This is a genomic window from Pseudomonas sp. BS3782 TE3695, assembly GCF_050435305.1.
Taxonomy (GTDB): domain Bacteria; phylum Pseudomonadota; class Gammaproteobacteria; order Pseudomonadales; family Pseudomonadaceae; genus Aquipseudomonas.
Window position 1 is genome coordinate 1,332,804 of record NZ_JBNDKB010000001.1, and the last position, 24,130, is coordinate 1,356,933.

At 59.6% G+C, this 24,130-nt stretch carries 17 protein-coding genes; 12 read left to right on the plus strand and 5 right to left on the minus strand.

Features of this window, described 5'->3' with window-relative positions:
• Positions 1 to 73: 73 nt before the first annotated feature.
• Positions 74 to 316, minus strand: a complete 243-nt coding sequence (locus tag ABH909_RS05995) for a hypothetical protein (RefSeq protein ID WP_429431228.1) — start codon at positions 314 to 316, stop codon at positions 74 to 76.
• Positions 317 to 816: 500 nt separating this feature from the next.
• On the opposite strand from ABH909_RS05995, the gene ABH909_RS06000 reads away from it, so the two are divergent.
• The 3 genes from ABH909_RS06000 to ABH909_RS06010 all read left to right on the plus strand — a co-directional run bounded on the left by ABH909_RS06000 (position 817) and on the right by ABH909_RS06010 (position 7,607).
• Positions 817 to 4,275, plus strand: a complete 3,459-nt coding sequence (locus tag ABH909_RS06000; protein WP_429431230.1) for a GMC oxidoreductase — start codon at positions 817 to 819, stop codon at positions 4,273 to 4,275.
• A 192-nt stretch (positions 4,276 to 4,467) separates the two neighbouring features.
• On the plus strand, positions 4,468 to 6,336 hold the full coding sequence (locus ABH909_RS06005; protein ID WP_429431232.1) for a hypothetical protein: 1,869 nt from the start codon (positions 4,468 to 4,470) through the stop codon (positions 6,334 to 6,336).
• A gap of 26 nt (positions 6,337 to 6,362) precedes the next feature.
• Positions 6,363 to 7,607, plus strand: a complete 1,245-nt coding sequence (locus tag ABH909_RS06010) for a metallophosphoesterase family protein (protein WP_429431234.1) — start codon at positions 6,363 to 6,365, stop codon at positions 7,605 to 7,607.
• A 123-nt stretch (positions 7,608 to 7,730) separates the two neighbouring features.
• Here ABH909_RS06010 and gbcA read toward each other — a convergent pair whose 3' ends face one another.
• Positions 7,731 to 9,026 carry a glycine-betaine demethylase subunit GbcA gene (gbcA, locus tag ABH909_RS06015; RefSeq protein WP_429431235.1) on the minus strand — a complete coding sequence of 432 codons (1,296 nt, stop codon included), beginning with the start codon at positions 9,024 to 9,026 and terminating at the stop codon, positions 7,731 to 7,733.
• A gap of 282 nt (positions 9,027 to 9,308) precedes the next feature.
• Between gbcA and gbcB the strand changes: the two genes are divergently transcribed.
• A complete protein-coding gene (gene gbcB, locus ABH909_RS06020; protein WP_429431237.1) occupies positions 9,309 to 10,409 on the plus strand; it encodes a glycine-betaine demethylase subunit GbcB in 1,101 nt (366 codons plus the stop codon).
• A gap of 146 nt (positions 10,410 to 10,555) precedes the next feature.
• Here the strand turns inward: gbcB and ABH909_RS06025 are convergent, their stop codons facing one another.
• Entirely contained in the window at positions 10,556 to 11,380 is an 825-nt protein-coding gene (locus ABH909_RS06025; protein ID WP_429431239.1) for an SDR family oxidoreductase, read from the minus strand.
• A gap of 204 nt (positions 11,381 to 11,584) precedes the next feature.
• Positions 11,585 to 12,625 (minus strand): low specificity L-threonine aldolase, encoded by a 1,041-nt coding sequence (locus ABH909_RS06030; RefSeq protein ID WP_429431241.1) that lies wholly within the window; start codon positions 12,623 to 12,625, stop codon positions 11,585 to 11,587.
• A gap of 130 nt (positions 12,626 to 12,755) precedes the next feature.
• On the opposite strand from ABH909_RS06030, the gene ABH909_RS06035 reads away from it, so the two are divergent.
• The 8 genes from ABH909_RS06035 (at position 12,756) to fdhA (ending at position 22,874) form a co-directional block, all read left to right on the plus strand.
• Positions 12,756 to 13,481 (plus strand): TraX family protein, encoded by a 726-nt coding sequence (locus tag ABH909_RS06035; RefSeq protein WP_429431243.1) that lies wholly within the window; start codon positions 12,756 to 12,758, stop codon positions 13,479 to 13,481.
• 248 nt (positions 13,482 to 13,729) lie between these two features.
• Complete coding sequence (glyA, locus tag ABH909_RS06040; RefSeq protein ID WP_429431245.1) at positions 13,730 to 14,983, plus strand: serine hydroxymethyltransferase; 1,254 nt, start codon at positions 13,730 to 13,732, stop codon at positions 14,981 to 14,983.
• Between the two features lie 23 nt (positions 14,984 to 15,006).
• The gene (locus tag ABH909_RS06045; RefSeq protein ID WP_007947735.1) at positions 15,007 to 16,257 is read left to right on the plus strand and encodes a sarcosine oxidase subunit beta; all 1,251 of its coding nucleotides are present in this window, start codon (positions 15,007 to 15,009) and stop codon (positions 16,255 to 16,257) included.
• Between the two features lie 14 nt (positions 16,258 to 16,271).
• A complete protein-coding gene (locus ABH909_RS06050) occupies positions 16,272 to 16,601 on the plus strand; it encodes a sarcosine oxidase subunit delta (protein ID WP_008008142.1) in 330 nt (109 codons plus the stop codon).
• The gene (locus ABH909_RS06055) at positions 16,598 to 19,615 is read left to right on the plus strand and encodes a sarcosine oxidase subunit alpha (protein ID WP_429431247.1); all 3,018 of its coding nucleotides are present in this window, start codon (positions 16,598 to 16,600) and stop codon (positions 19,613 to 19,615) included. The genes ABH909_RS06050 and ABH909_RS06055 overlap by 4 nt, the downstream gene beginning before the upstream one ends.
• Before the next feature lie 165 nt (positions 19,616 to 19,780).
• Positions 19,781 to 20,413, plus strand: a complete 633-nt coding sequence (locus ABH909_RS06060; protein WP_429431249.1) for a sarcosine oxidase subunit gamma — start codon at positions 19,781 to 19,783, stop codon at positions 20,411 to 20,413.
• A 180-nt stretch (positions 20,414 to 20,593) separates the two neighbouring features.
• Positions 20,594 to 21,451 carry a formyltetrahydrofolate deformylase gene (purU, locus tag ABH909_RS06065; protein ID WP_429431251.1) on the plus strand — a complete coding sequence of 286 codons (858 nt, stop codon included), beginning with the start codon at positions 20,594 to 20,596 and terminating at the stop codon, positions 21,449 to 21,451.
• A 223-nt stretch (positions 21,452 to 21,674) separates the two neighbouring features.
• Positions 21,675 to 22,874 carry a formaldehyde dehydrogenase, glutathione-independent gene (fdhA, locus tag ABH909_RS06070; RefSeq protein ID WP_007907573.1) on the plus strand — a complete coding sequence of 400 codons (1,200 nt, stop codon included), beginning with the start codon at positions 21,675 to 21,677 and terminating at the stop codon, positions 22,872 to 22,874.
• Positions 22,875 to 22,970: 96 nt separating this feature from the next.
• Here the strand turns inward: fdhA and ABH909_RS06075 are convergent, their stop codons facing one another.
• On the minus strand, positions 22,971 to 24,086 hold the full coding sequence (locus ABH909_RS06075; protein WP_429431253.1) for an RHS repeat-associated core domain-containing protein: 1,116 nt from the start codon (positions 24,084 to 24,086) through the stop codon (positions 22,971 to 22,973).
• Between the last annotated feature and the right edge of the window lie 44 nt (positions 24,087 to 24,130).

Genomic DNA, 24,130 nt, shown 5'->3' on the forward strand with positions numbered 1-24,130 from the left:
GCCCCCAATCTCTGTTGGTGCTTCTGTGGATAAGATGTTTGCTGTCCGCTACAGGCTATATAAACCGTGGCTTTCAGTGGATTGATCGAATAATGTTCAATTCCTCGTTTTCCCTCACCAATTCTTCCGCAAACCCCGAATTCTCACGGTTTTCAGCGGTTTTCCACAGAACCTGCAAAGTTGCCCCCAAAGTCTGTTGGCGCTTCTGTGGATAAGGTGTTCGCCATCCTCTACACGTCATATAAACCGTGCCTTGCAGACTTCTGAACAAAAAACGATCAGCGCCGGCATAAAACCCTGCTTCCGAATAAGTCACGGTTTTTCTTCATTTTTTGTGAATAAATCTGCCCCCTCATCCACAGTTGTCCCCAATAGCTGTGGGTGGAGGTGTGGATAACTTGTTCGTTAAACCCTGCAAGCCACGTCCCCTATAGGCCACAACGCGATAGATCAGATTTCATACAGTTCTAAGGCGCTTCCTTGACTTCGATCTGTCGCCTGTCTTCACTCTCAGGCACAAGGACAGCCGTCACTTATCCACATCTGGTTCACGGAGAACGCGTGATGGATAGCCAGCCACATCGCTCGCACCCAGGCCCTTGCGTTACCTGCGTACCGACACCCGCCACCTTGCTGCGTAAACGGATTCACCGTCGTGCCACCAATCAGCGCGCTCGCCTATAGCGCCTGAAGCCTTTTCCCATACCCATACGCCGCTGCCATTGAGGCCCGACCGTGCCCGGTGACCAGGCGTTTTGTTCGTCTATCGATTGCAGGCAACCACAGAGTTGCCATCTGCCTGAGAGGAAATGCCCCATGACACGGATTGCCACGCCCATCAGCGACATCAAGGAACATTACGACGTGATTGTCATCGGCTCCGGCTACGGCGGCGGGATCGCGGCCTCGCGACTGTCCCGGGCCGGCAAGCGAGTGTGCCTGCTGGAGCGGGGCCGGGAAATCCAGCCCGGCGAATACCCCAATACGATGCTGGCGGCCACCGAAGAGCTGCAAGTCCACGACCCGGACGGGCACATCGGTTCGCGCACCGGGCTGTTCGACCTGCACGTCAACGCCCAGCAGAACGTGGTGGTCGGTTGCGGCCTGGGCGGCACATCCTTGATCAACGCCAACGTCGCCCTGGAGCCAGAGCCCGGCGTGTTTGACGATCCGCGCTGGCCGCTGGCGGTGCGTGAACATCGCGACACGCTGCTCAAGGATGGGTACGCCCGGGCTCGGGAGATGCTCAAGCCCAATCCCTACCCAAGCACCTCGCCGGTACTGCCGAAGCTGGAAGCCAACAAGAAATCTGCGGACTACCTCAAGCAAGAGGCGCATTTCTACAAGCCGCCGATCAACGTGACCTTCGACAAACTGCCGAACAATCTCAACCACGTCGGCGTCGAGCAGCTGCCGTGCAACCACTGCGGCGACTGCGTGTCGGGCTGTAACAACAAGGCCAAGAACACCACGCTGATGAATTACCTGCCGGACGCCTGGAACCACGGCGCAGAGATTTTCTGCCAGGCCGAGGTGCGGCACCTGGAGCGCGACGCCGACGGCGACGGCTGGATCGTGCATTTCCAATACCTGGACAGCGGCCGCGAGAAGTTCTCGGCACCGACGTTGTTCGTCAAGGCTGATGTCGTCGTGGTTTCGGCTGGTACTCTGGGTTCCACCGAAATCCTCCTGCGCTCCCGGGACAAAGGCTTGTCGACGTCCAATCAGCTCGGCGAGAACATGAGCGGCAACGGTGACATTCTCGGTTTCGGCCACAACTGCGACCAAGCGATCAACGGCATCGGTTTCGGCGCGCATCCGGCCAGTGAAATGAAACCGGTCGGCCCGTGCATCACCTCGATCATCGACATGCGCACCGAAGGCGACTGGCGCAGCCGCATGGTTATCGAAGAAGGCTCGATCCCCGGCGCGCTCGGCCGGCCGATGGTGCCGAGCATGGCCGCGTTCGCCGGGTTGATCGGTAAGCCCACCGACGACAGCTTTACCGGCAAGCTCAAGTACGCCGAGCGCGAAACCGAAAGTTTCCTGCGCGGCCCGTATCACGGCGCTCTGCACAACATGCAGACCTACCTGATCATGAGCCACGACGACGGCAAGGGCCGCATGGTGCTCGACAGCAAGGATCAGTTGCGCATCGACTGGCCGGGCGTCGGCGAGCAGGAAAACGTCAAACTCGGCAACGAGCGGCTGCACCAGAGCACGAAGGCATTGGGCGGGATCTGGGTGGAGAATCCGATCTGGACCGAGCTGCTCAAACACAGCATCGTTTCCGTCCACCCGCTGGGCGGTTGTGTGATGGGCGAGGACGCGGAGCAGGGCGTGGTCAACCACAAGGGCCAGGTATTCAGCAGCGCCAGTGGCACCAATGTTTATGCCGGGTTGTATGTGGCCGACGGTGCGGTGATTCCGACCTCCCTGGCGGTCAATCCGCTGCTGACCATCTCCGCCGTGAGCGAGCGCAACATGGGCCTGCTGGCGGCTGATCGCGGTTGGCACATCGACTACACGCTGCCCTCGGCACCGCGCAAACAAGTGGCGCCACCGACACTCGGCGTGCAGTTCACCGAAACCATGAAGGGCTATTTCTCCAAAGGCTTCACTCAGCCTCAAGGCACCGATCTCAAGCTCTACGAAGCGGCGGCCAAACGCGGCGAGTCGGAGAACTCGCCGATCGAGTTCACCCTGACCATCACCGCCAACGACCTCAACCGCATGATCAAGGAGCCGGAGCACGCGGCGACGCTGGTCGGCACGCTCAATGCGCCGGGTCTGTCGCCGGAACCGCTGACCGCCAGCAATGGCGTGTTCAACCTGTTCGAGGAGTATCAGGAACAGGTCGGCGTACGGCACATGAATTACGACATGAAACTGACCGCCGAGGACGGCAGCGATTATTACTTCAGCGCGTTCAAGACCGTGCCGGAAGACAACGGCGTGCTGAATGTCTGGCACGACACCAGCACCCTGTACGTGACGCTGTATCGCGGGGCGGACAAGACCGGTGAAGTGCTGGGTTCGGGGGTGATGCACATCCATCCCGCCGATTTCGCCAAGCAGATGACCACCATGAAGGTGCTCAACGCGCGCAATGAACGCGAGCGCATCGACGGTCTGGCGCGGTTCGGCAAGTTCTTCGCCGGCATCTTGTGGGAGAGCTACGGCGGGGTGTTCGCTGGCGACATCTACTTCAACCCTGACGCGCCGCCGCGGCAGAAACGCCCATTGGATGCACCGATCCCGAGCGTGCAGTTCTTCCAGACCGAAGACAACGTACAGCTACGGCTGACCCGTTACCAGGGTGGCAGCAAAGGGCCGGTGATGCTGGTGCATGGCTTGGGCGTGGGCTCGAATATTTTCTCCACCGACACCATCCAGACCAACCTGCTGGAGTTCTTGTGCAAGCACGAGTACGACGTCTGGCTCCTGGATTTACGGGTGAGTATTCTGTTGCCCGCGAGCAAGAAGGAATGGAACGGCGACCAGATTGCGCAGTACGACTTCAAGGCCGCCATCGCGCAGATCCAGCAGGCCACCAAGGCCGCGGACGTGCAATGCGTGGTGCATTGCTACGGCGCGACGACTTTCTTCATGTCGCTGCTGGCCGGATTGCAGGGCGTGCGTTCGGTGGTGTGTTCGCAGATCGCCGCGGATACGGTGGTCGCCACGGCAACTGGGCTCAAGGCCGGCCTGCACCTTCCGGGGATGCTCGACGCCATCGGCATCAAATCCCTCACCGCGTATGCCGACAATAAAGAGAGCTGGTTCAACAAGCTTTATGACAAGGCCCTCAACGGCTACGCCCGCATCGAGGCCCAGGGCTACTGCACCAACCCGGTGTGCCATCGCATCACGTTCATGTACGCGTCGCTGTACCGCCACGACACGCTCAACGACACCCTGCACGACAACCTGCATGAGTTGTTCGGCGAATCGAACATGCAGACCTTCGAGCACCTGGCGTTGATCCTGCGCAAAGGCCACCTGGTGGACTTCAAGGGCCAGGACGTCTACATGCCGCACTTCGACCGGCTGACCATGCCGATCTGTTTCATCAGCGGTGAAGACAACCAGTGCTACCTGCCGGAAAGCACGCTCAAGACCTATGAGCGCGTGTGCAAAGCCCATGGACCGGAGCGCTACAGCCGGCATGTGGTGCCGGGTTACGGGCATATCGACTGCATGTTCGGCAAGAATGCGGTGCTCGATGTGTACCCGATCATCCTGCAACACCTGGAGAAAACCGCCCTCGGTTGACACCGCTTACCTGTGGCGAGGGAGCTTGCTCCCGCTGGGCTGCGAAGCAGCCCCAAAGCCTAAAGACGCGATCTATCAGATGCACTGCGTTTTCTGGATTTACGACTGCTTCGCAGCCGAGCGGGAGCAAGCTCCCTCGCCACAAAAGCCGTGTGCTGACTTGGGATTGGTGACGACAAGGAAATGGATGCCATGGACAGTTACATCCGCTGGTTTCAACGCTTCATCTGGCTAGGCATTGTGATGAACATGGTGTTCGCGATCCCGGCGCTGTTCGCGCCGGCGTTGCTGACCTCGATGCTCGGGATGCCACCGCAACTCTCCGATCCGTGGCTGGAAAACGCCGGCATGCTGCTGGTGGGGATCAGCCTGTTCTACATGCCGTCAGGTTTCAACGCGCCAAAATACGTCGTGCATTCGTGGCTGTGCGTGCTATCGCGATTGGTCGCCGTGGCGTTCTGGATCTACCTGATCAACACCAGCAACCAGGCTCAGGTATTCGTGCCGATGCTGCTGGGCGATCTGAGCATGTTCCTGATCCTCGGGGTTCTGCTGTACCTGGGCAGCGCGCCGGCCAATCGGCCCCTGGCGTTACTTCGCGACGGCTGGCATGCGTGGCGCGCAGCCTGGGTGCGACGCTGGCAGCGGCACAGTTTCAAAGTCGCCACGCTGGTCGTGGTGCTGGCGTTGGGGTTTATCGGCTACGAAACCTGGTACCAGATGCTGCGGGTGGTGCCGGCAGAGCAATACGCCTCCGATGAGGACCACTACAAGTACGGCGCCATCGGCCTGGGCATCGAAGCGCGGATTCCCTATTACCTGTTCGCCGTATTGCCGCAGATGTGCCCGGATAAACTGCCGAAACCCGGCGGCTACGAAGTTTTCGGTTTCCTCTACGAGAACGGCAAGGATCTGCCGATCGGTATGGCCAAGCGGCAGATCGGCTACCCGACCGTGGAGCCCAACTGCGCCTTGTGCCACACCGGTTCCTACCGGGCCAATACCAGCGACGTCGCCATCCCGGTGGCCACCGCGCCGGCCAATACCCTGCAACTGCAGGCCTTCCAGTGGTTCGCCTACAATTGCGCCAGCGACCCGACATTCACCCCCGACGCGGTGATGACGGCGATCAACAGCAAGTTCCAGCTCGGGTTCTTCGAGCGGTTGTACAACCGCTACGTGATCATTCCGATGGCCACGAGCGCGCTGGTCAAGCAGAAGCAGGCCTATGCCTGGCAACGCCTGCGCGCACCGCAAGGGCCGGGGCGCACCGACACCTTCAACCCGACGAAAATGGTGGTGTTCGGCTTCCCGGATGACTCGACCATCGGCACTGTCGACTTGCCGCAAGTCTGGAACCAGAAGCCTCGGGAGTCGCTGTACCTGCACTGGGACGGCAACAACAATGACATCCATGAGCGTAACTACGCGGCGGCCATGGCCGTGGGCGCAACGCCGGAGTCAGTGTTGCCGGCCAGTTTCAATCGGGTGACCAACTGGCTGCTGGGCCACAAGGCGCCAGCCTGGCCGTTCGCGCTGGATAAGGCCAAGGTCGCACAGGGCAAGCCGGTCTGGGAAAACAACTGCGCCGGTTGCCATGATTTCGGCCGCACCGACACCGGTCAGGTCACCACCAACATTGAGGAACTGGGCACCGATCCCCATCGGCTGAACTCGTTCACCAATGGTTTGGTGACGGCTTTCCATGGCTTCAAGAAATCGCCGTTCGACTTCGGCGCCTATCGCAAGACCCAGAGCTACAGCAACACGCCCACCGACGGCGTCTGGTTGCGCGCGCCGTACTTGCACAACGGTTCGGTACCGACCCTGTGGGACTTGCTGCAACCACCGGAAAAAAGACCGCTGGTGTTCTTCACCGGCTCTGATGTGTACGACCAGGACAAAGTCGGCTTCGTCACCAGTGGCCAGCAGATGAAGGCTTCGGCGGACTTCAAATACGACACACGCCTGGAGGGCAACCACAACGGCGGCCACCTGTACGGCACGCAACTGTCGGAGCTCGATAAGCGGGCGCTCATCGAGTTCATGAAAACCCTGTAATTCCACTACGGATGGAGGAACGCGACATGTCATTGGTCAGTCATTGGGAACACGAGTACGACAAGGTCAAGCTGCGCTTTCACGGCTTGTTCACTCGCCTGGAAATGGCGTGGAAAAAGCTCGTCAGCGAGCTTGAACCGGAGGAGTTCGAAGCCATCGTTGCGCTGCTGCAACGGGGCCATGATCAGGCGCAATACGTGCTCAAGCACGGCGATGTGCCAGATGATCAACCGAGTGTGCCGTGGGAATTGGCCCATGGCTTGTCGATCCTACACATCGGCAACGCCAGCCCCTTGCCGCAATCGGTCGACGAACTGCAAACCCGAGTGCTCAAGGACGGCAGCTTGCTCGGTTGTCGCAAATGGGAACTGCTGGATCTGTTGTGGAGCGAGGCGCTGCTCAAGTGGATCGAGAACCTGCGGCATCACGCGCCATTCGCCACCAACCCGGCGTTGATGCGCATGGACAGTGACGTGACCCTGGCCATCGCCGGCGATTGGGGCACCGGGCCGTTCGACAGCCATGCGCCGGCGGTGTCGGTGGCCAACCAGATGCAACTGGCCCAGGCCGATTTCACCGTTCATCTGGGGGATGTGTATTACGCCGGCACTCACTCCCAGGAAGACGTCGACATGGTCGGCTGGCCCATGGGCAAGCAGGGCTCGTTCACCCTCAACTCCAACCACGAGATGTACAGCGGCGCCCATGGCTATTTCAAGGAATTGGCCAAGCGTTTTCCGGCGCAGCAGGGCACCAGTTATTTTGCGTTGTACAACGATGACTGGCTGGTGATCGGCCTCGACACGGCGTATGCCTCGGATCCGATTAACCTGTACATGGACGGTGCGCTGAACAAGGAGCAGATCGACTGGATGAAAGGGCTGCCTCAGCGCAAGAAAATCATGGTGCTCAGTCATCACCAGGGTTTCGACATTACCGGGCACAACAAGACGGCGCTGTATCAACCGGTGTGCGATGCCTTGGGGCGTGAGCCGGATTACTGGTATTGGGGGCATTTGCACAACGGCATCTGCTACGCCGCTCAAGGCGGGTTGCATGCACGCTGCGCCGGGCATGGAGCGATTCCCTATGGCAATGCCAGCGAGCTGAACGGGCATTCGCGGGTGTTGTGGTCGGAAACGCAAAATGCGCGGGATGAGGCTTACCCGGATCGGGTGTTGAACGGTTATGTGAAGGTACGGCTGGTGGGGGAAAACATCGAAGAGACGTTTATTGGGGAAGATGGGTCGGTGCGGTGGTCTTCAAGTTGATTGGGTGAATGTGAGACCGCTTTCGCGAGCAAGCCCGCTCCCACATTAGATCGGTGGCGTACACAAAATCTGTGAACGACTCGGTCAACTGTGGGAGCGGGCTTGCTCGCGAAGCTCTTGATCTTATCCCTGAACCGGAACCCCTTTGAGGTAAGGCGCAGGCTCAGCCCCCAGGTTGTTCAACAGACGCTCGCTGTACCAATCCACAAAGTTCACCACGCCAAACTCATAAGTCTTCGAGTAAGGCCCTGGCTGGTACGCGGTGGAGTTGATGCCGCGCTGGTTTTCTTCGGCCAGGCGACGATCCTGGTCGTTGGTCGCATCCCAGACCTGGCGCATGCGCTCCACGTCGTAGTCCACGCCTTCGACCGCGTCCTTGTGCACGATCCACTTGGTGGTGACCATGGTTTCCTGAGCGCTGATCGGCCACACGGTGAACACGATGATGTGGTCGCCCATGCAGTGGTTCCATGAGTGTGGCAGGTGCAGGATGCGCATCGAACCCAGGTCCGGGTTCTTGATGCGGCCCATGAGTTTGGCGCAACCCTGTTTGCCGTCCAGGGTCATCGACACGGTGCCCTTGAGCAGCGGCATGCGCACGATGCGGTTACGCAGGCCGAAACTGGCGTGGGCGTAAGGGATCTTCTCGGCTTCCCAAGCGGCGGCCGAAGCAGCGACGTGGTCCTTGAAGGCCTGGTCGGCACGCGGGTCGGTGACGTCGTCCCATTCCAGCAGGGTTTTCAGCAGTTCCGGGTGCGACGCGTTGCAGTGGTAGCACTCGCGGTTGTTTTCCAGCACCAGTTTCCAGTTGGCTTTTTCCATCAAGGTGGTGGTAATCGCCACCTTGGTGTTCTCCATGTCGTACGGTTCCATGTAATGGCTGAGCGTCGACAGGAAGTCATCAATGGCCGGCGGGTTTTCCGACAGGCTGATGAAGATGTAGCCGCCAGCGGTTTTCACGTTCACCGGTTTGAGGCCGTACTGCTTCATGTCGAAGTCGGCGCCCATTTCGGTACCGGCGAACAGCAGGCGACCGTCCAGCTCATACGTCCACTGGTGGTAGTGGCAGACCAGTTTGGCGACTTTGCCTTTTTCACTGGTGCACAGCCGTGAACCGCGGTGACGGCAGACGTTGTGGAACGCATGGACCACGCCTTCGGCGCCACGAATCACGATGATCGGGTTCTTGCCGACTTGCAGGGTCAGGTAGTTGCCCTTGGTCGGGATCTCGCAGGTCATGCCGGCGATTAACCACTCTTTCTGAAAGATTTCCTGCATGTCGATATCGAACAGCCGCTCGTCAGAGTAAAACGGCTGCGGCAGCGAGAAAGTGCGCTCGCGCTCTTGCAGCATCTGCGCGGTGGCCTTGCGTGCGGGTTCCAGTGGATCGCCCAGGCTCAGGGTAGTGGTGACGTCCATCGTGTGTTTCCTCAAGGCCATCTGCGTGGCCGCGAAAGTGGCTGATCAGGTTTGCTACGCAAGGTGTAAAGATTATGTCTTGGTATGGGGCGAGTGTGGGGCCGGCGCTCGCCAGAACCTTATCCATGGGCGACATGGCCAAATCTGTTCCCGACGCGCAACCCCCGGTAATTGGGGGCTGGTCGCGATAAGTATGTGAATGTCGCAGATAGGTAAATGGAGGAGCTGCGCTATACGCAGAATCGCCAACATAAAGGCCGGTAGTCGGCCGTGGAGAACAGCATGTCCAACAGCTTCCTGAATCCGGTAACCACCCAGACCTGGGCCAATGGTCGACACATCGTCCGTTGCGTCAAAGTCATCCAGGAAACCTGGGATGTGCGCACCTTCTGCTTTATGGCCGATCAGCCAATCCTGTTCTTTTTCAAGCCCGGGCAGTTCGTCACCCTGGAGCTGGAAATCGAAGGCGTGCCGATCATGCGCTCCTACACCATTTCCAGTTCGCCGTCGGTGCCGTACAGCTTCTCGGTGACCATCAAGCGCGTGCCGGGGGGCAAAGTCTCCAACTGGCTGCACGATACTCTGCATGAAGGCCAGGAGCTGGCGGTGCACGGGCCGGTCGGGCTGTTCAACGCCATGGACTTCCCTGCGCCGAAAGTGCTCTACCTCAGTGGCGGCGTCGGTATTACGCCGTGCATGTCCATGGCCCGTTGGTTCTACGACACCAACGGCAATGTCGACATGGTGTTTATCCACAGCGCCCGTTCACCGAAAGACATCATTTACCACCGTGAGCTGGAACACATGGCGTCGCGGATCGACAACTTCAGCCTGCACCTGATCTGCGAGAAGCATGGTCTGGGCGAGCCGTGGGCCGGTTATCGCGGTTACCTGAATCACAAGATGCTCGAACTGATGGCGCCGGACTTCCTCGACCGTGAAGTCTTCTGCTGCGGCCCGACCCCGTACATGAACGCGGTCAAGCGCATGCTTGAGGCGGCGGGTTTCGACATGAAGCGTTATCACGAGGAATCCTTCGGCGCGACGCCGCCGGAAGCCCGCGCTGATGCAGTGGAGCAAGCCGAACAAGCAGCGGATGCTCCGGAAGTCGATGCGGCGGATCTGCATCAGGTGGAATTCACCGCCTCCGGCAAAAGCATTCGCGTGGCGCCAGGGGAGACCGTGCATGCGGCGGCGGCCAAACTTGGCCTGCTGATCCCGAAAGCCTGCGGGATGGGGATTTGCGGGACGTGCAAGGTAATGAAGCTGGGCGGCGAGGTCGAAATGGACCACAACGGCGGGATTACCGAGGAAGACGAAGCCGAAGGATTCATCCTGTCGTGCTGCAGCGTGCCGAAGGGGGATGTGCGGATCGAGTACTAAATAAACGCTTCATCTTTGATGGCTGCCGAATATCCCTGTAGGAGCTGCCGAAGGCTGCGATCTTTTGATTTTGCTTTTCAGGATCAAGATCAAAAGATCGCAGCCTTCGGCAGCTCCTACAGAGAGTTGTGGATACCCATGCCGCGTCAGTCGACAAACAGATCTGTCATCAGTTTATCGGTGGAATCTGGCGCAAACCGATACCCTTCAAAATCTGTCACGCCATGCTCCCGCAGAATCTCCTCATCAATCAGCAACCGCCCGGTGATGCTGCGACCACTGCTGCTCAGAATCGCGTAAGCAGCATCCGCCATGATCGCCGGCGTGCGCGCATGCTTGAACGACTCGCGTGACCCCAGCTGAAACTCGATGGCGGCCGTGGCGATCATGGTCTGTGGCCACAGGGAATTGACGCTGATGTCGTAGGAGGCGAATTCCTCGCTCATGCCCAGGCTTAGCATGCTCATGCCGTATTTGGTCACCGTGTAGGGGCTGTACTGGGCGAACCATTTGCTCGCCAGATTCAGCGGCGGTGACAGATTGAGAATGTGCCCGGCGGATTTCTTCAGATAGGGCAGGGCAGCCTGACTGCACAGCAGTACCGCGCGGGTGTTGATCTGGTGCATCAGGTCGAAGCGTTTGAGTTCGATGTGTTGCACGCCGGTCAGCTTGATCGCCCCGGCATTGTTGATCAGCGCATCGATGCCGCCAAAATGGCCACTGGCATCGACCATGGCCTGGCGCACGGCAATTTCATCACGCACATCCACTTGCAAGGCCAGCGCCTTGCCACCCGCGGCTTCGACTTCCGCCGCCACGCTGAAAATGGTGCCAGGCAGTTTGGGATGAGGGGCGGCACTTTTGGCGGCAATCACGATGTTGGCCCCGTCCTTGGCTGCCCGCAGCGCAATCTCACGCCCAATGCCACGGCTGGCGCCGGTGATGAACAGGGTTTTACCTTGTAATGACATGCGTACGCTCCTGATTGTTGTTATCTGAGCGGATCGAAACGGCTCGCCAGTCAATGTAGACGAAGTCTTGTTGGAGGGCAGTCAGTTAAGGAGCGGAACCTGTGGGAGCGGGCTTGCTCGCGAAGGCGGTGTACCAGACGGCATTGATGTCGACTGACACTCCCTCTTCGCGAGCAAGCCCGCTCCCACAAAAGCTGGTGGGTGTCAGCCCGCCATCACGTGCCGAATATCCGTCGCCAATTCCCGCACACGCTCTTCTTCGGTGTCCCACGAGCACATGAAGCGTGCGCCGCCGTTGCCGATGAAGGTGTAAAAGCGCCAGCCCTTGGCGGTCAGTGCGGCAATGGCCGGTTCCGACAGTTGCAGGAATACGCCGTTGGCCTGCACCGGGAACATCAGTTCCACGCCCGGAATATCGCTCACCAGTTCAGCCAGTAACTGTGCGCAATGGTTGGCGTGGCGGGCGTATTTGAGCCAGGCGTCGTTTTCCAGAATCCCGACCCACGGTGCGGAGAGGAAGCGCATCTTCGACGCCAGTTGCCCGGCCTGCTTGCAGCGGTAATCGAAGTCTTCGGCCAGTTTGTGGTTGAAGAACAGAATCGCTTCGCCCACCGCCATGCCGTTTTTCGTGCCGCCGAAGCACAGCACGTCAACGCCGGCCTTCCAGGTCAGGTCGGCTGGCGAGCAGCCAAGAAATGCGCACGCATTGGAGAAGCGAGCGCCGTCCATGTGCAGGTTCAGGCCCAGTTCTTTGCAGGTGACGCTGATGGCGCGGATTTCTTCCGGGGTGTACACGCTGCCGACTTCGGTGGCCTGGGTCAGGGTCACGACACGGGGTTTGGGGTAGTGGATGTCCTGGCGCTTGAGGGCGATTTCGCGGATCGACTCCGGTGTCAGCTTGCCGTTTTCGGTGCGGGCGATGAGCAGCTTGGAGCCGTTGGAGAAAAACTCCGGTGCACCGCATTCGTCGGTTTCGACGTGGGCGGTTTCCGAGCAGATCACGCTGTGGTAACTCTGGCACAGTGACGACAGGGCCAATGAGTTGGCCGCCGTACCGTTGAAGGCGAAGAACACTTCGCAGTCGGTTTCAAACAGTTTGCGGAATTGATCGGCCGCGCGAGCGGTCCACTCGTCGTCGCCATAAGCGCGCTGGTGGCCGTGGTTGGCCTGTTCCATGGCAGCCCAGGCTTCAGGGCAGATACCGGAATAGTTGTCGCTGGCGAATTGTTGGCTCTTGTCGGTCATGGCCGGCTTCCTTGGTCGAGGCTCTATGGTGAAGAACATCGTGGTCAATGATGGTGCGCACTTTACCCAAGATCGTCAGGAGAGCACACGGGATGATGCTGTCAGAAAAATACACGGTTGATGGGCAATTATGCACATGACGCAACGGGATGGGGCGCTGGATCTGCTCAAGTGGCTGGCGCTGCTGAGCATGGTGCTCGATCACCTGCGATATGTCGGTTACTCCATCGATCTGCTGTATGTGCCGGGCAGGTTGGCGTTCCCGTGGTTCTGTCTGGCGATGGCGGCGAACCTGTCGCGGGCTCGCGCAATAACCACCGATGGGCAGTGGCGCTATTTCGGTTGGTTGTTGCTGTTTAGCGCGGTCAGCGAAATTCCCTACCGGATGTACATTCCGGATCACAACACTTTAAACGTGTTGCCCACGCTGATTCTGGGGCTGTTGGTCGCCCTTGGCTGGCAGAACCGGATGCTTGAGTCGCGTCTGTTGGCGGTCGGTGCCTTGTTGTTGGCGGCACTGTTCCCGGAACGACTGATGTTCGGTTTCTTCGGCGTGCTGTTGCCGCTGGCGATATTGTGGGTGATTAACCGCCCCTGGTATTTCAGCCTGCTGCCGGGGCTGGTCTGCCTGGCCGCGAATCAATGGCAAGTGCTGTATTACGCCGCACGACTTCACAGCGGTGCAGCCATCCTCGGCATTGCCGCTTGTCTGATTGCGCCATTGCTGGGGCTGTTGCTATTGCGACACGCCCAAGGCATTCGGCCACCGCCGATGCGCCGTTGGGCGTATGGGCTCTATCCCGCACATTTCCTCGTGCTTCTGGCCTTGCGCCAGCTTATCGCCGGACCTCTGTAGGAGCTGCCGAAGGCTGCGATCTTTTGATCTTCTATAGAGCAAAGTCAAAAGATCGCAGCCTTCGGCAGCTCCTACAGGGGCATGCACAACCCTGCTCCCTCGGCCTATGTCGTAAACGCACCTTTGCGTGGCGTCCATAGGCATTTGACCTGTCTGCGCCGGTCATACCATCGCTTCCAAAGGGTACTGCCGTAACGCCAGTGCCTTACCGAGACGAATGGCGCATAGATGCCGCTGGGAGAGACGCGATGTTCAGCAAGCAAGACCAGATCCAGGGTTACGACGATGCACTGCTGGCGGCGATGAATGCCGAGGAGCAACGCCAGGAAGATCACATCGAGCTGATCGCGTCCGAGAACTACACCAGCAAGCGCGTGATGCAAGCGCAAGGCAGCGGCCTGACCAACAAATACGCCGAAGGCTATCCGGGCAAGCGCTACTACGGTGGCTGCGAGCACGTCGACAAGGTCGAAGCCCTGGCCATCGAGCGCGCCAAGCAATTGTTTGGTGCCGACTATGCCAACGTTCAGCCGCACTCCGGCTCTTCGGCCAACAGCGCCGTGTACCTGGCCCTGCTGCAAGCCGGCGACACCATTCTGGGCATGAGCCTGGCCCATGGCGGTCACCTGACCCACGGCGCCAAAGTGTCGTCCTCGGGCAAACTGTATAACGCCGTGCAGTACGGCATCGACACCAAAACCGGGCTGATCGATTACGACGAAGTCGAGCGCCTGGCCATCGAGTGCAAGCCGAAGATGATCGTTGCCGGCTTCTCGGCCTACTCCAAGACCCTCGACTTCCCACGCTTCCGCCAGATCGCCGACAAGGTCGGTGCCCTGCTGTTCGTCGACATGGCTCACGTGGCCGGTCTGGTCGCCGCTGGTCTGTACCCGAACCCGCTGCCTTACGCCGACGTGGTCACCACCACCACCCACAAGACCCTGCGCGGTCCGCGTGGTGGCCTGATCCTGGCCAAGGCCAACGAAGAAATCGAGAAGAAGCTCAACGCTGCCGTGTTCCCTGGTGCCCAGGGCGGCCCGCTGATGCACGTCATCGCCGGTAAAGCCGTGTGCTTCAAGGAAGCGCTGGAGCCTGGCTTCAAGGCTTACCAGCAACAAGTGATCGACAACGCCCAGGCCATGGCCGGCGTATTTATCAAACGCGGCTACGATGTAGTGTCCGGCGGCACCGATAACCACCTGTTCCTGGTCAGCCTGATCCGTCAGGGCCTCACCGGCAAAGAAGCGGATGCAGCACTCGGTCGCGCCCACATCACCGTGAACAAGAACGCTGTCCCGAACGATCCACAGTCGCCGTTCGTGACCTCCGGCCTGCGCATCGGCACTCCGGCGGTGACCACTCGCGGCTTCAAGGTTGCCCAGTGCACTGAACTGGCCGGCTGGATCTGCGACATTCTCGACAACCTCGGCGACGCCGATGTCGAGGCCAATGTCGCCAAGCATGCGGCAGCCCTGTGCGCGGACTTCCCGGTTTATCGCTGAGCGCGGTTTTGGAGTAAATGACTATGCAACGCTATTCGGGCTTCGGCCTCTTCAAACACTCCCTCAGCCATCACGAAAACTGGCAGAAGATGTGGCGCACGCCGACCCCGAAAAAGGTCTATGACGTGGTCATCGTCGGCGGTGGCGGGCATGGTCTGGCGACCGCCTACTACCTGGCCAAGGAACACGGCATCACCAACGTGGCCGTGGTCGAGAAAGGCTGGCTGGGCGGCGGTAACACCGCGCGCAACACCACCATCGTTCGCTCCAACTACCTGTGGGACGAGTCGGCGCACCTGTACGAACACGCGATGAAATTGTGGGAAGGCCTGTCCCAGGACCTGAACTACAACGTGATGTTCTCCCAGCGTGGCGTTTACAACTTGTGCCACACCCTGCAGGACATTCGTGATTCCGAGCGTCGGGTCAGCGCCAACCGCCTCAACGGCGTGGATGGCGAACTGCTCGATGCCAAACAGGTAGCCGACGAGATTCCGTACCTCGACTGCTCCAAGAACACTCGCTACCCGGTGATGGGCGCAACCGTCCAGCGTCGCGGCGGCGTGGCCCGTCACGATGCCGTGGCCTGGGGCTTTGCCCGTGCCGCCGACGCCTTGGGCGTGGACTTGATCCAGCAGACCGAAGTGATCGGTTTCCGCAAGGAAAACGGCGTGTGCATCGGCGTTGAAACCAACAAGGGCTTCATCGGCGCCAAGCGCGTCGGTGTGGTGACTGCCGGTAACTCCGGGCACATGGCCAAACTTGCCGGTTTCCGTCTGCCGATCGAATCGCACCCGCTGCAAGCGTTGGTGTCCGAGCCGATCAAGCCGATTATCGACAGCGTGATCATGTCCAACGCCGTACACGGTTACATCAGCCAGTCCGACAAGGGTGACCTGGTGATCGGCGCCGGTATCGACGGCTACAACGGCTACGGCCAGCGTGGTTCGTACCCGGTGATCGAGCACACCATCCAGGCCATCGTCGAGATGTTCCCGGTGCTGTCGCGCGTACGCATGAACCGTCAGTGGGGCGGCATCGTCGACACCACGCCGGATGCATGCCCGATCATATCGAAAACTCCGGTACCGAACATGTTCTTCAACTGCGGTTGGGGCACCGGTGGCTTCAAGGCAACACCTGGCTCGGGCAACGTGTTTGCCGCGAGTCTGGCCAAGGGTGAAATGCACCCATTGGCTGCACCTTTCTCCATCGACCGTTTCCACAACGGTGCGTTGATCGATGAACACGGCGCTGCTGCGGTTGCCCACTAACAGGAGAAATCCCCATGTTGCATATCTTCTGTCCTCACTGCGGCGAACTGCGCTCCGAAGAGGAATTCCACGCATCCGGCCAGGCGCACATCCCGCGCCCACTGGATCCGAACAGCTGCACCGACGAGGAGTGGGGCGACTACATGTTCTTCCGCGATAACCCTCGCGGTCTGCACCACGAACTGTGGGATCACGTCGCCGGTTGCCGTCAGTACTTCAACGTGACCCGTGACACCGTGACCTACGAGATTCTCGAAACCTACAAGATCGGCGCCAAGCCGCAGTTCACCGACAAGACCGACAGCCCGAAAGCGGCCGCCACGGCTCTGGGAGAGAAGGTATGAGCCAGATCAATCGCCTGTCCAACGGCGGACGCATCGACCGCAACAAAGTGCTGAGCTTCACCTTCAACGGCCAGGTCTACAAAGGTTTTGAAGGCGATTCCCTGGCAGCAGCCTTGCTGGCCAACGGTGTCGACATCATCGGCCGCAGCTTCAAGTACTCGCGCCCACGCGGCATCTTCGCCGCCGGTGCCGAAGAGCCGAACGCCGTGCTGCAGATCGGTGCGACCGAAGCCACGCAGATCCCGAACGTGCGCGCCACGCAACAAGCGCTGTATCAAGGCCTGGTCGCCACCAGCACCAACGGCTGGCCAAGCGTGAACAACGACATGATGGGGATTCTCGGCAAGGTCGGCGGCAAGCTGATGCCGCCGGGCTTCTACTACAAAACCTTCATGTACCCGCAATCGTTCTGGATGACTTACGAGAAGTACATTCGTAAGGCTGCCGGCCTTGGCCGCTCGCCGACCGAGAACGATCCGGACACCTACGACTACATGAACCAGCACTGCGACGTGCTGATCGTCGGCGCTGGCCCTGCGGGTCTGGCGGCTGCGCTGGCGGCTGCCCGTAGCGGTGCGCGTGTGATCCTGGCCGATGAGCAGGAAGAGTTCGGCGGCAGCTTGCTCGATTCCCGCGAAAGCCTCGACGGCAAGCCTGCCACCGAATGGGTCGCCAGCGTCATCGCCGAGCTGAAGAACACCCCGGACGTGCTGCTGTTGCCGCGCGCCACGGTCAACGGTTACCACGACCATAATTTCCTGACCATTCACGAGCGCCTCACCGATCACCTCGGTGACCGTGCCCCGATCGGCCAGGTGCGTCAGCGCATCCATCGGGTTCGCGCCAAGCGTGTAGTGCTGGCGACCGGTACTCACGAGCGTCCACTGGTTTACGGCAACAACGACGTACCGGGCAATATGCTCGCCGGCGCTGTGTCGACTTATGTTCGTCGTTACGGCGTGGCTCCGGGCAAGAAACTGGTGCTGTCGACCAACAACGATCATGCCTACCGCGTGGCGCTGGATTGGCTCGACGCCAGCCTGCAAGTGGTTGCGATTGCCGACGCCCGCAGCAACCCGCGTGGTGCGCTGGTGGAAGAAGCGCGTGCCAAAGGCATCCGCATCCTGACCGGCAGCGCCGTGATCGAAGCTCGAGGCAGCAAGCACGTCACTGCCGCTCGCGTTGCCGCGATCGATGTAAAAGCACACACCGTGACCAGCCCGGGCGAATGGCTCGATTGCGACCTGGTCGCCAGTTCCGGCGGTTACAGCCCGGTGGTTCACCTGGCATCGCACTTGGGCGGCAAGCCGATCTGGCGTGAAGACATCCTTGGTTTCGTACCGGGTGAAGCACCGCAGAAACGCGTATGCGTGGGTGGCATCAACGGCGTCTACGGCCTCGGCGATTCGCTGGCCGATGGTTTTGCAGGTGGTGCTCGCGCCGCCAGCGAAGCCGGTTTCAGTGTGGTCGAAGGCGCACTGCCCAAAGCCCTGAGCCGTCTGGAAGAGCCGACGCTGGCGCTGTTCCAGGTGCCTCACGAAAAAGCCACCGCACGGGCGCCGAAGCAATTCGTCGACCTGCAGAACGATGTCACCGCTGCCGCCATCGAACTGGCGACCCGCGAAGGCTTCGAGTCGGTCGAGCACGTCAAGCGCTACACCGCACTGGGCTTCGGCACCGATCAGGGCAAGCTCGGTAACGTCAACGGTCTGGCCATTGCCGCCCGTTCGCTGAACGTGACCATCCCGCAGATGGGCACCACCATGTTCCGCCCGAACTACACGCCGGTGACTTTCGGCGCCATAGCCGGTCGTCACTGTGGGCACATCTTCGAGCCGGTTCGTTTCACCGCGCTGCATCACTGGCATGTGAAAAACGGTGCCGAGTTCGAAGACGTCGGTCAGTGGAAACGGCCTTGGTACTTCCCGAAAAACGGTGAAGACCTGCACGCCGCGGTGAAACGCGAATGCAAAGCGGTGCGCGACAGCGTCGGCCTGCTGGACGCTTCGACCCTGGGCAAGATCGACATCCAGGGCCCGGATTCCCGTGAGTTCCTCAACCGTATCTACACCAACGCCTGGACCAAGCTCGACGTGGGCAAGGCCCGTTATGGCCTGATGTGTAAAGAAGACGGCATGGTGTTCGACGACGGCGTGACTGCATGCCTGGCCGACAACCATTTCGTGATGACCACCACCACCGGCGGCGCTGCACGCGTGCTGCAATGGCTGGAAATCTACCATCAGACTGAATGGCCAGACCTGAAGGTGTACTTCACTTCCGTAACGGATCACTGGGCAACCATGACCCTGTCGGGGCCGAACAGCCGCAAGCTGCTCAGCGAAGTCACTGACATCGACTTGAGCAACGAAGCCTTCCCGTTCATGACCTGGAAAGAAGGTCTGGTCGGTGGTGTGCCGGCGCGGGTGTTCCGGATTTCGTTTACCGGTGAGCTGTCGTACGAAGTCAACGTGCAGGCCGACTACGCCATGGGCGTACTCGAGAAAATCGTCGAGGCCGGCAAGCAGTACAACCTGACCCCGTACGGCACCGAAACCATGCACGTGCTGCGGGCGGAGAAGGGTTTCATCATCGTCGGTCAGGACACTGACAGCTCGATGACCCCGGACGACCTGAATATGGGCTGGTGTGTCGGTCGCACCAAACCGTTCTCGTGGATCGGCTGGCGTGGCATGAACCGCGAAGACTGCGTGCGTGATCAACGCAAGCAATTGGTCGGTCTGAAGCCGATCGATCCGACCAAGTGGCTGCCGGAAGGGGCGCAACTGGTGTTCAACACCAAGCAAACCATCCCGATGACCATGGTCGGTCACGTGACTTCCAGTTACCTGCACAATTCCCTGGGCTATTCGTTTGCCATGGGTGTGGTCAAGGGCGGCTTGAAGCGCATGGGTGAGCGGGTATTCGCACCGCTGGCCGACGGCAGCGTGATCGAGGCGGAAATCGTTTCTTCGGTGTTCTTCGATCCGAAAGGCGATCGCCAGAACGTTTAATGGCCTCGGGTCCTGTGGGCGGGCAGTTGCACCGAGTCGTCTGATTCGCGAGCAAGCCCGCTCCCACAGGGGAACGCGGTCGAATGTGGGAGCGGGCTTGCTCGCGAAGGCGGCGGCACAGCCACCACAAAGGCCGGAACCAACAGAATTCAGGAAAGGTGCTTTATGACCGCAGCCAATGTTTACCAACAACGCCCAACCACCGGGGCCAAGGCCGAGTCGTCGCTGCATCATGCCGACCTCGCCAGCCTGGTGGGCAAGGGCCGCAAGAACGCCGGCGTGATCGTGCGTGAGAAAAAACTCCTCGGTCACCTGACCATCCGTGGCGATGCCCACGATCCAGCGTTCGCCGCTGGCGTGCACAAGGCTCTCGGCCTGGAACTGCCGGCCGCGCTGACCATGGTGATCAAAGGCGAAACCAGCCTGCAATGGATGGGGCCGGATGAATGGCTGCTGATCGTGCCGACCGGCGAAGAATTTGCTGCCGAGAAAAAGCTGCGTGAAGCGCTGGGCGACTTGCACATCCAGATCGTCAACGTCAGCGGTGGCCAGCAGATCCTCGAACTCAGCGGCCCGAACGTGCGTCAGGTGCTGATGAAGTCCACCAGCTACGACGTGCACCCCAACAACTTCCCGGTGGGCAAGGCTGTCGGCACGGTGTTCGCCAAGTCGCAATTGATGATCCGCCACACCGCCGAAGACACCTGGGAGCTGCTGATTCGCCGCAGCTTCTCGGATTACTGGTGGTTGTGGTTGCAGGATGCTGCCGCCGAATACGGCCTTAGCGTTCAGGCGTAATTGTGGCGAGGGAGCTTGCTCCCGCTCGGCTGCGCAGCAGTCGTAAAACCTGAGTCCGCGTTCCTTCTGCAGGAATGCGGTTGCTGAAAAAGGGGTTGCTTCGCAACCCAGCGGGAGCAAGCTCCCTCGCCACAGGTCTTCGCAGTCGCGTAGGTATTTTCGAACAGGAGTCACCGCACTATGAGCCGCGCCCCAGACACATGGATTCTGACCGCCGATTGCCCCAGCGTCCTCGGCACCGTGGATGCGGTGACCCGCTTTCTGTTCGAGCAGGGCTGCTACGTCACCGAGCACCATTCCTTTGATGACCGGCTCTCGGGTCGTTTTTTCATTCGGGTGGAATTCCGTCAGCCCGACGGCTTTGACGAACAAGCCTTTCGCGCCGGTCTGGCGGAACGGGGTGACGCCTTCGGGATGATTTTCGAACTGACCCCGCCGCATCACCGGCCCAAAGTGGTGATCATGGTCTCCAAGGCCGATCACTGCCTCAACGACTTGCTCTACCGCCAGCGCATCGGCCAGTTGTCGATGGACGTGGTCGCCGTGGTTTCCAACCATCCGGACCTCAAGCCGTTGGCCGACTGGCACCAGATTCCGTACTACCACTTTCCCCTGGACCCGAACGACAAGCCGTCCCAGGAGCGTCAGGTCTGGCAGGTGATCGAGGAGGCCGGTGCCGAACTGGTGATTCTTGCACGCTACATGCAGGTTCTGTCGCCGGAGCTGTGCCGCAAACTCGATGGCAAGGCGATCAATATCCATCACTCCCTGCTGCCGGGTTTCAAGGGCGCCAAGCCGTATCACCAGGCCTACAACAAGGGCGTGAAACTGGTCGGCGCCACGGCGCATTACATCAACAACGACCTGGACGAAGGCCCGATCATCGCCCAGGGCGTGGAGGCTGTGGATCACAGTCATTACCCCGAAGATCTGATCGCCAAAGGGCGGGATATCGAAGGGCTGACCCTGGCGCGGGCTGTTGGTTATCACATCGAACGACGGGTGTTTTTGAACGCCAATCGCACCGTCGTTCTTTAGATTTTTGGGGCCGCTTCGCAGCCCATTCGCGAGCAAGCCCGCTCCCACAGGTTTTGTATTGTCCACAGACCTTATGCCTACTCGATCCAATGTGGGAGCGGGCTTGCTCGCGAAGAGGCCCTTACAGACAACGTAAAAAGACACAGGTTATAACCCGAGCAATCAACGCGCCGCCGCTCCATGGCGACGCGACGCTACATAAAAACAACAGCGAGGTGAAAGCATGTCTGGCAATCGTGGTGTGGTGTATCTCGGCGCTGGCAAGGTCGAAGTACAGAAAATCGACTATCCCAAAATGCAGGACCCGCGCGGCAGGAAGATCGAGCACGGCGTCATCCTGCGCGTAGTTTCCACCAACATCTGTGGTTCCGATCAGCACATGGTGCGCGGTCGTACCACCGCTCAGACCGGTCTGGTGCTGGGCCACGAGATCACGGGTGAAGTGATCGAGAAGGGCAGCGGTGTCGAGAACCTGCAGATTGGCGACTTGGTGTCGGTTCCTTTCAACGTTGCCTGTGGCCGTTGCCGTTCGTGCAAAGAGCAACATACTGGCGTCTGCCTGAGCGTTAACCCGGCGCGTCCGGGCGGTGCCTATGGTTACGTCGACATGGGTGACTGGACCGGTGGCCAAGCCGAATACGCGTTTGTGCCGTATGCCGACTTCAACCTGCTGAAACTTCCAGATCGTGATCGCGCGATGGAAAAAATCCGCGACCTGACCTGCCTCTCCGACATCCTGCCGACCGGTTACCACGGCGCAGTGACCGCCGGCGTTGGCCCTGGCAGCACCGTGTACATCGCCGGCGCCGGCCCGGTCGGTCTGGCCGCTGCCGCTTCTGCTCGCCTGTTGGGCGCGGCAGTGGTGATCATCGGTGACGTCAACCCGATCCGCCTGGCTCACGCCAAGGCTCAGGGTTTCGAAATTGCCGACCTGTCGACAGACACCCCACTGCACGAACAAATCGCCGCGCTGTTGGGTGAACCAGAAGTGGATTGCGCCGTCGACGCCGTAGGCTTCGAAGCCCGCGGCCACGGCCATGCCGGCGTGAAACACGAGGCTCCAGCTACCGTGCTTAACTCGCTGATGGGCGTGGTTCGCGTGGCCGGCAAAATCGGCATCCCTGGCCTGTACGTGACCGAAGATCCAGGTGCTGTGGATGCGGCCGCGAAAATGGGCAGCCTGAGCATCCGCTTCGGTCTGGGCTGGGCCAAATCCCACAGCTTCCACACCGGCCAGACGCCAGTGATGAAGTACAACCGCCAACTGATGCAGGCGATCATGTGGGACCGCATCAAGATTGCCGACATCGTTGGGGTTGAGGTAATCAGCCTGGATGACGCGCCACGGGGTTATGGCGAGTTTGATGCGGGCGTGCCGAAGAAGTTTGTGATTGATCCGCATAAGATGTTTAGTGCGGCGTAAGGGTTTTAGGTGAAAGAAGAGGGCGACTTGATGTCGCCCTTTTGGTTTAAGATTCAGCTTGATAATTCCGTTCAGGTATTTTTCGGTTGCGATCTTTTAGTTCCTTTCGTAATGAATAAATATCTCGCCATTTTTGTTTATGTGTAGAGTCTGGCGATAACTCTTGTCGTATCTCTTCATTATTTCACTTTCGTTACGTATGCCAGCAGCCTGCACAGCTAGACGCTTCTTAGTATGTAGTTCGGCACCAGCACGCGGAATTTGAGTAAATGCCTCCAACTCTGGGTCAGCGCCAATAAAGGTATTATTAACCCATTTCAGAGTATCTTTTGGCGATCTTCCAGTCGGTAACCTTTCTCTATTCTGCGTTGAGAAGTGAGATATGGAGCGAGAGCTTGCCGGAGGAGAGCGTAAAGGCATCGGCGGTTCAGGGGTGGGCCCGACGCTGGAGTATGATTGAACGCTTGCGTAGTTGGAGGAAACACTTCCCTTGGTATTGGTCGATCCGACACTGGAATAAATAGAGCTGGGCGCTACAGTAGTGGGTAGTGCAGCAGGTGTCTTCATAACAGAGCTGGAACCTGGGGATGTTTGTGTTACAGCTTTGTATGCCTGATCGGCTCGAGCCATACGCGGAGTTCTGAGTTGTAACAAGTTCATCAGGCCCTTCAATGGATTGCCGAAATGTCCCGTCGGATCAACCTGATTCACCGGATCCCCCGCACAATACGCATACGCATTCAACCCACCCTTCCCAAACGGACTCCAACTGTCCGGGCTGTTAAACCGCATCAACACCGGGTTAAATGCCCGATAACCATTGCCCAACAAATAACACCCCGTCACCGGATCCGGCCGTTCACCATTGAAACCGAGCAGGCTGAGCAAGCCGCTTTCCGGAGGGCGATGACCATAAGGTGTGTAGGCAAGAGGATTACGCTGCACCGCAGCGAGTACGTTCAACACTGAACGGTGCTGATCAGTGGCGAGCAAACGCGTTTCCACGGCGCCGCTCTGGCGCTGTTGCTGCGCCAGCAGTTGATCGTCATGCTGCATGATCGAACGCTGCACCACGCCCTGAATCTCGGTGGCCAGACGATCTTTCAGGTAGAAACGTTGAACACTGACCTGCGCAGAAGGCGTGCAATCGACCAGTCGATCCAGCGGATCGTAGTGATAGCGGCAGAGTAACGTTTCGCGTTTTGGCAGCATGGCCGGGTCCTGAATAAGTTCTTCGATCCAGGGTTTTACTGTGG

Coding starts and splice junctions, on each gene's coding strand:
- ABH909_RS06030 (WP_429431241.1), bottom strand. CDS start 12,625: ATGACCGACAAGAGCCAACAATTCGCCAGCGACAACTATTCCGGTATC.
- glyA (WP_429431245.1), top strand. CDS start 13,730: ATGTTCAGCAAGCAAGACCAGATCCAGGGTTACGACGATGCACTGCTG.
- ABH909_RS06075 (WP_429431253.1), bottom strand. CDS start 24,086: ATGCTGCCAAAACGCGAAACGTTACTCTGCCGCTATCACTACGATCCG.
- ABH909_RS06045 (WP_007947735.1), top strand. CDS start 15,007: ATGCAACGCTATTCGGGCTTCGGCCTCTTCAAACACTCCCTCAGCCAT.
- gbcA (WP_429431235.1), bottom strand. CDS start 9,026: ATGGACGTCACCACTACCCTGAGCCTGGGCGATCCACTGGAACCCGCA.
- ABH909_RS06005 (WP_429431232.1), top strand. CDS start 4,468: ATGGACAGTTACATCCGCTGGTTTCAACGCTTCATCTGGCTAGGCATT.
- gbcB (WP_429431237.1), top strand. CDS start 9,309: ATGTCCAACAGCTTCCTGAATCCGGTAACCACCCAGACCTGGGCCAAT.
- ABH909_RS06010 (WP_429431234.1), top strand. CDS start 6,363: ATGTCATTGGTCAGTCATTGGGAACACGAGTACGACAAGGTCAAGCTG.
- ABH909_RS06035 (WP_429431243.1), top strand. CDS start 12,756: ATGCACATGACGCAACGGGATGGGGCGCTGGATCTGCTCAAGTGGCTG.
- fdhA (WP_007907573.1), top strand. CDS start 21,675: ATGTCTGGCAATCGTGGTGTGGTGTATCTCGGCGCTGGCAAGGTCGAA.
- ABH909_RS06000 (WP_429431230.1), top strand. CDS start 817: ATGACACGGATTGCCACGCCCATCAGCGACATCAAGGAACATTACGAC.
- ABH909_RS06055 (WP_429431247.1), top strand. CDS start 16,598: ATGAGCCAGATCAATCGCCTGTCCAACGGCGGACGCATCGACCGCAAC.
- purU (WP_429431251.1), top strand. CDS start 20,594: ATGAGCCGCGCCCCAGACACATGGATTCTGACCGCCGATTGCCCCAGC.
- ABH909_RS06025 (WP_429431239.1), bottom strand. CDS start 11,380: ATGTCATTACAAGGTAAAACCCTGTTCATCACCGGCGCCAGCCGTGGC.
- ABH909_RS06050 (WP_008008142.1), top strand. CDS start 16,272: ATGTTGCATATCTTCTGTCCTCACTGCGGCGAACTGCGCTCCGAAGAG.
- ABH909_RS06060 (WP_429431249.1), top strand. CDS start 19,781: ATGACCGCAGCCAATGTTTACCAACAACGCCCAACCACCGGGGCCAAG.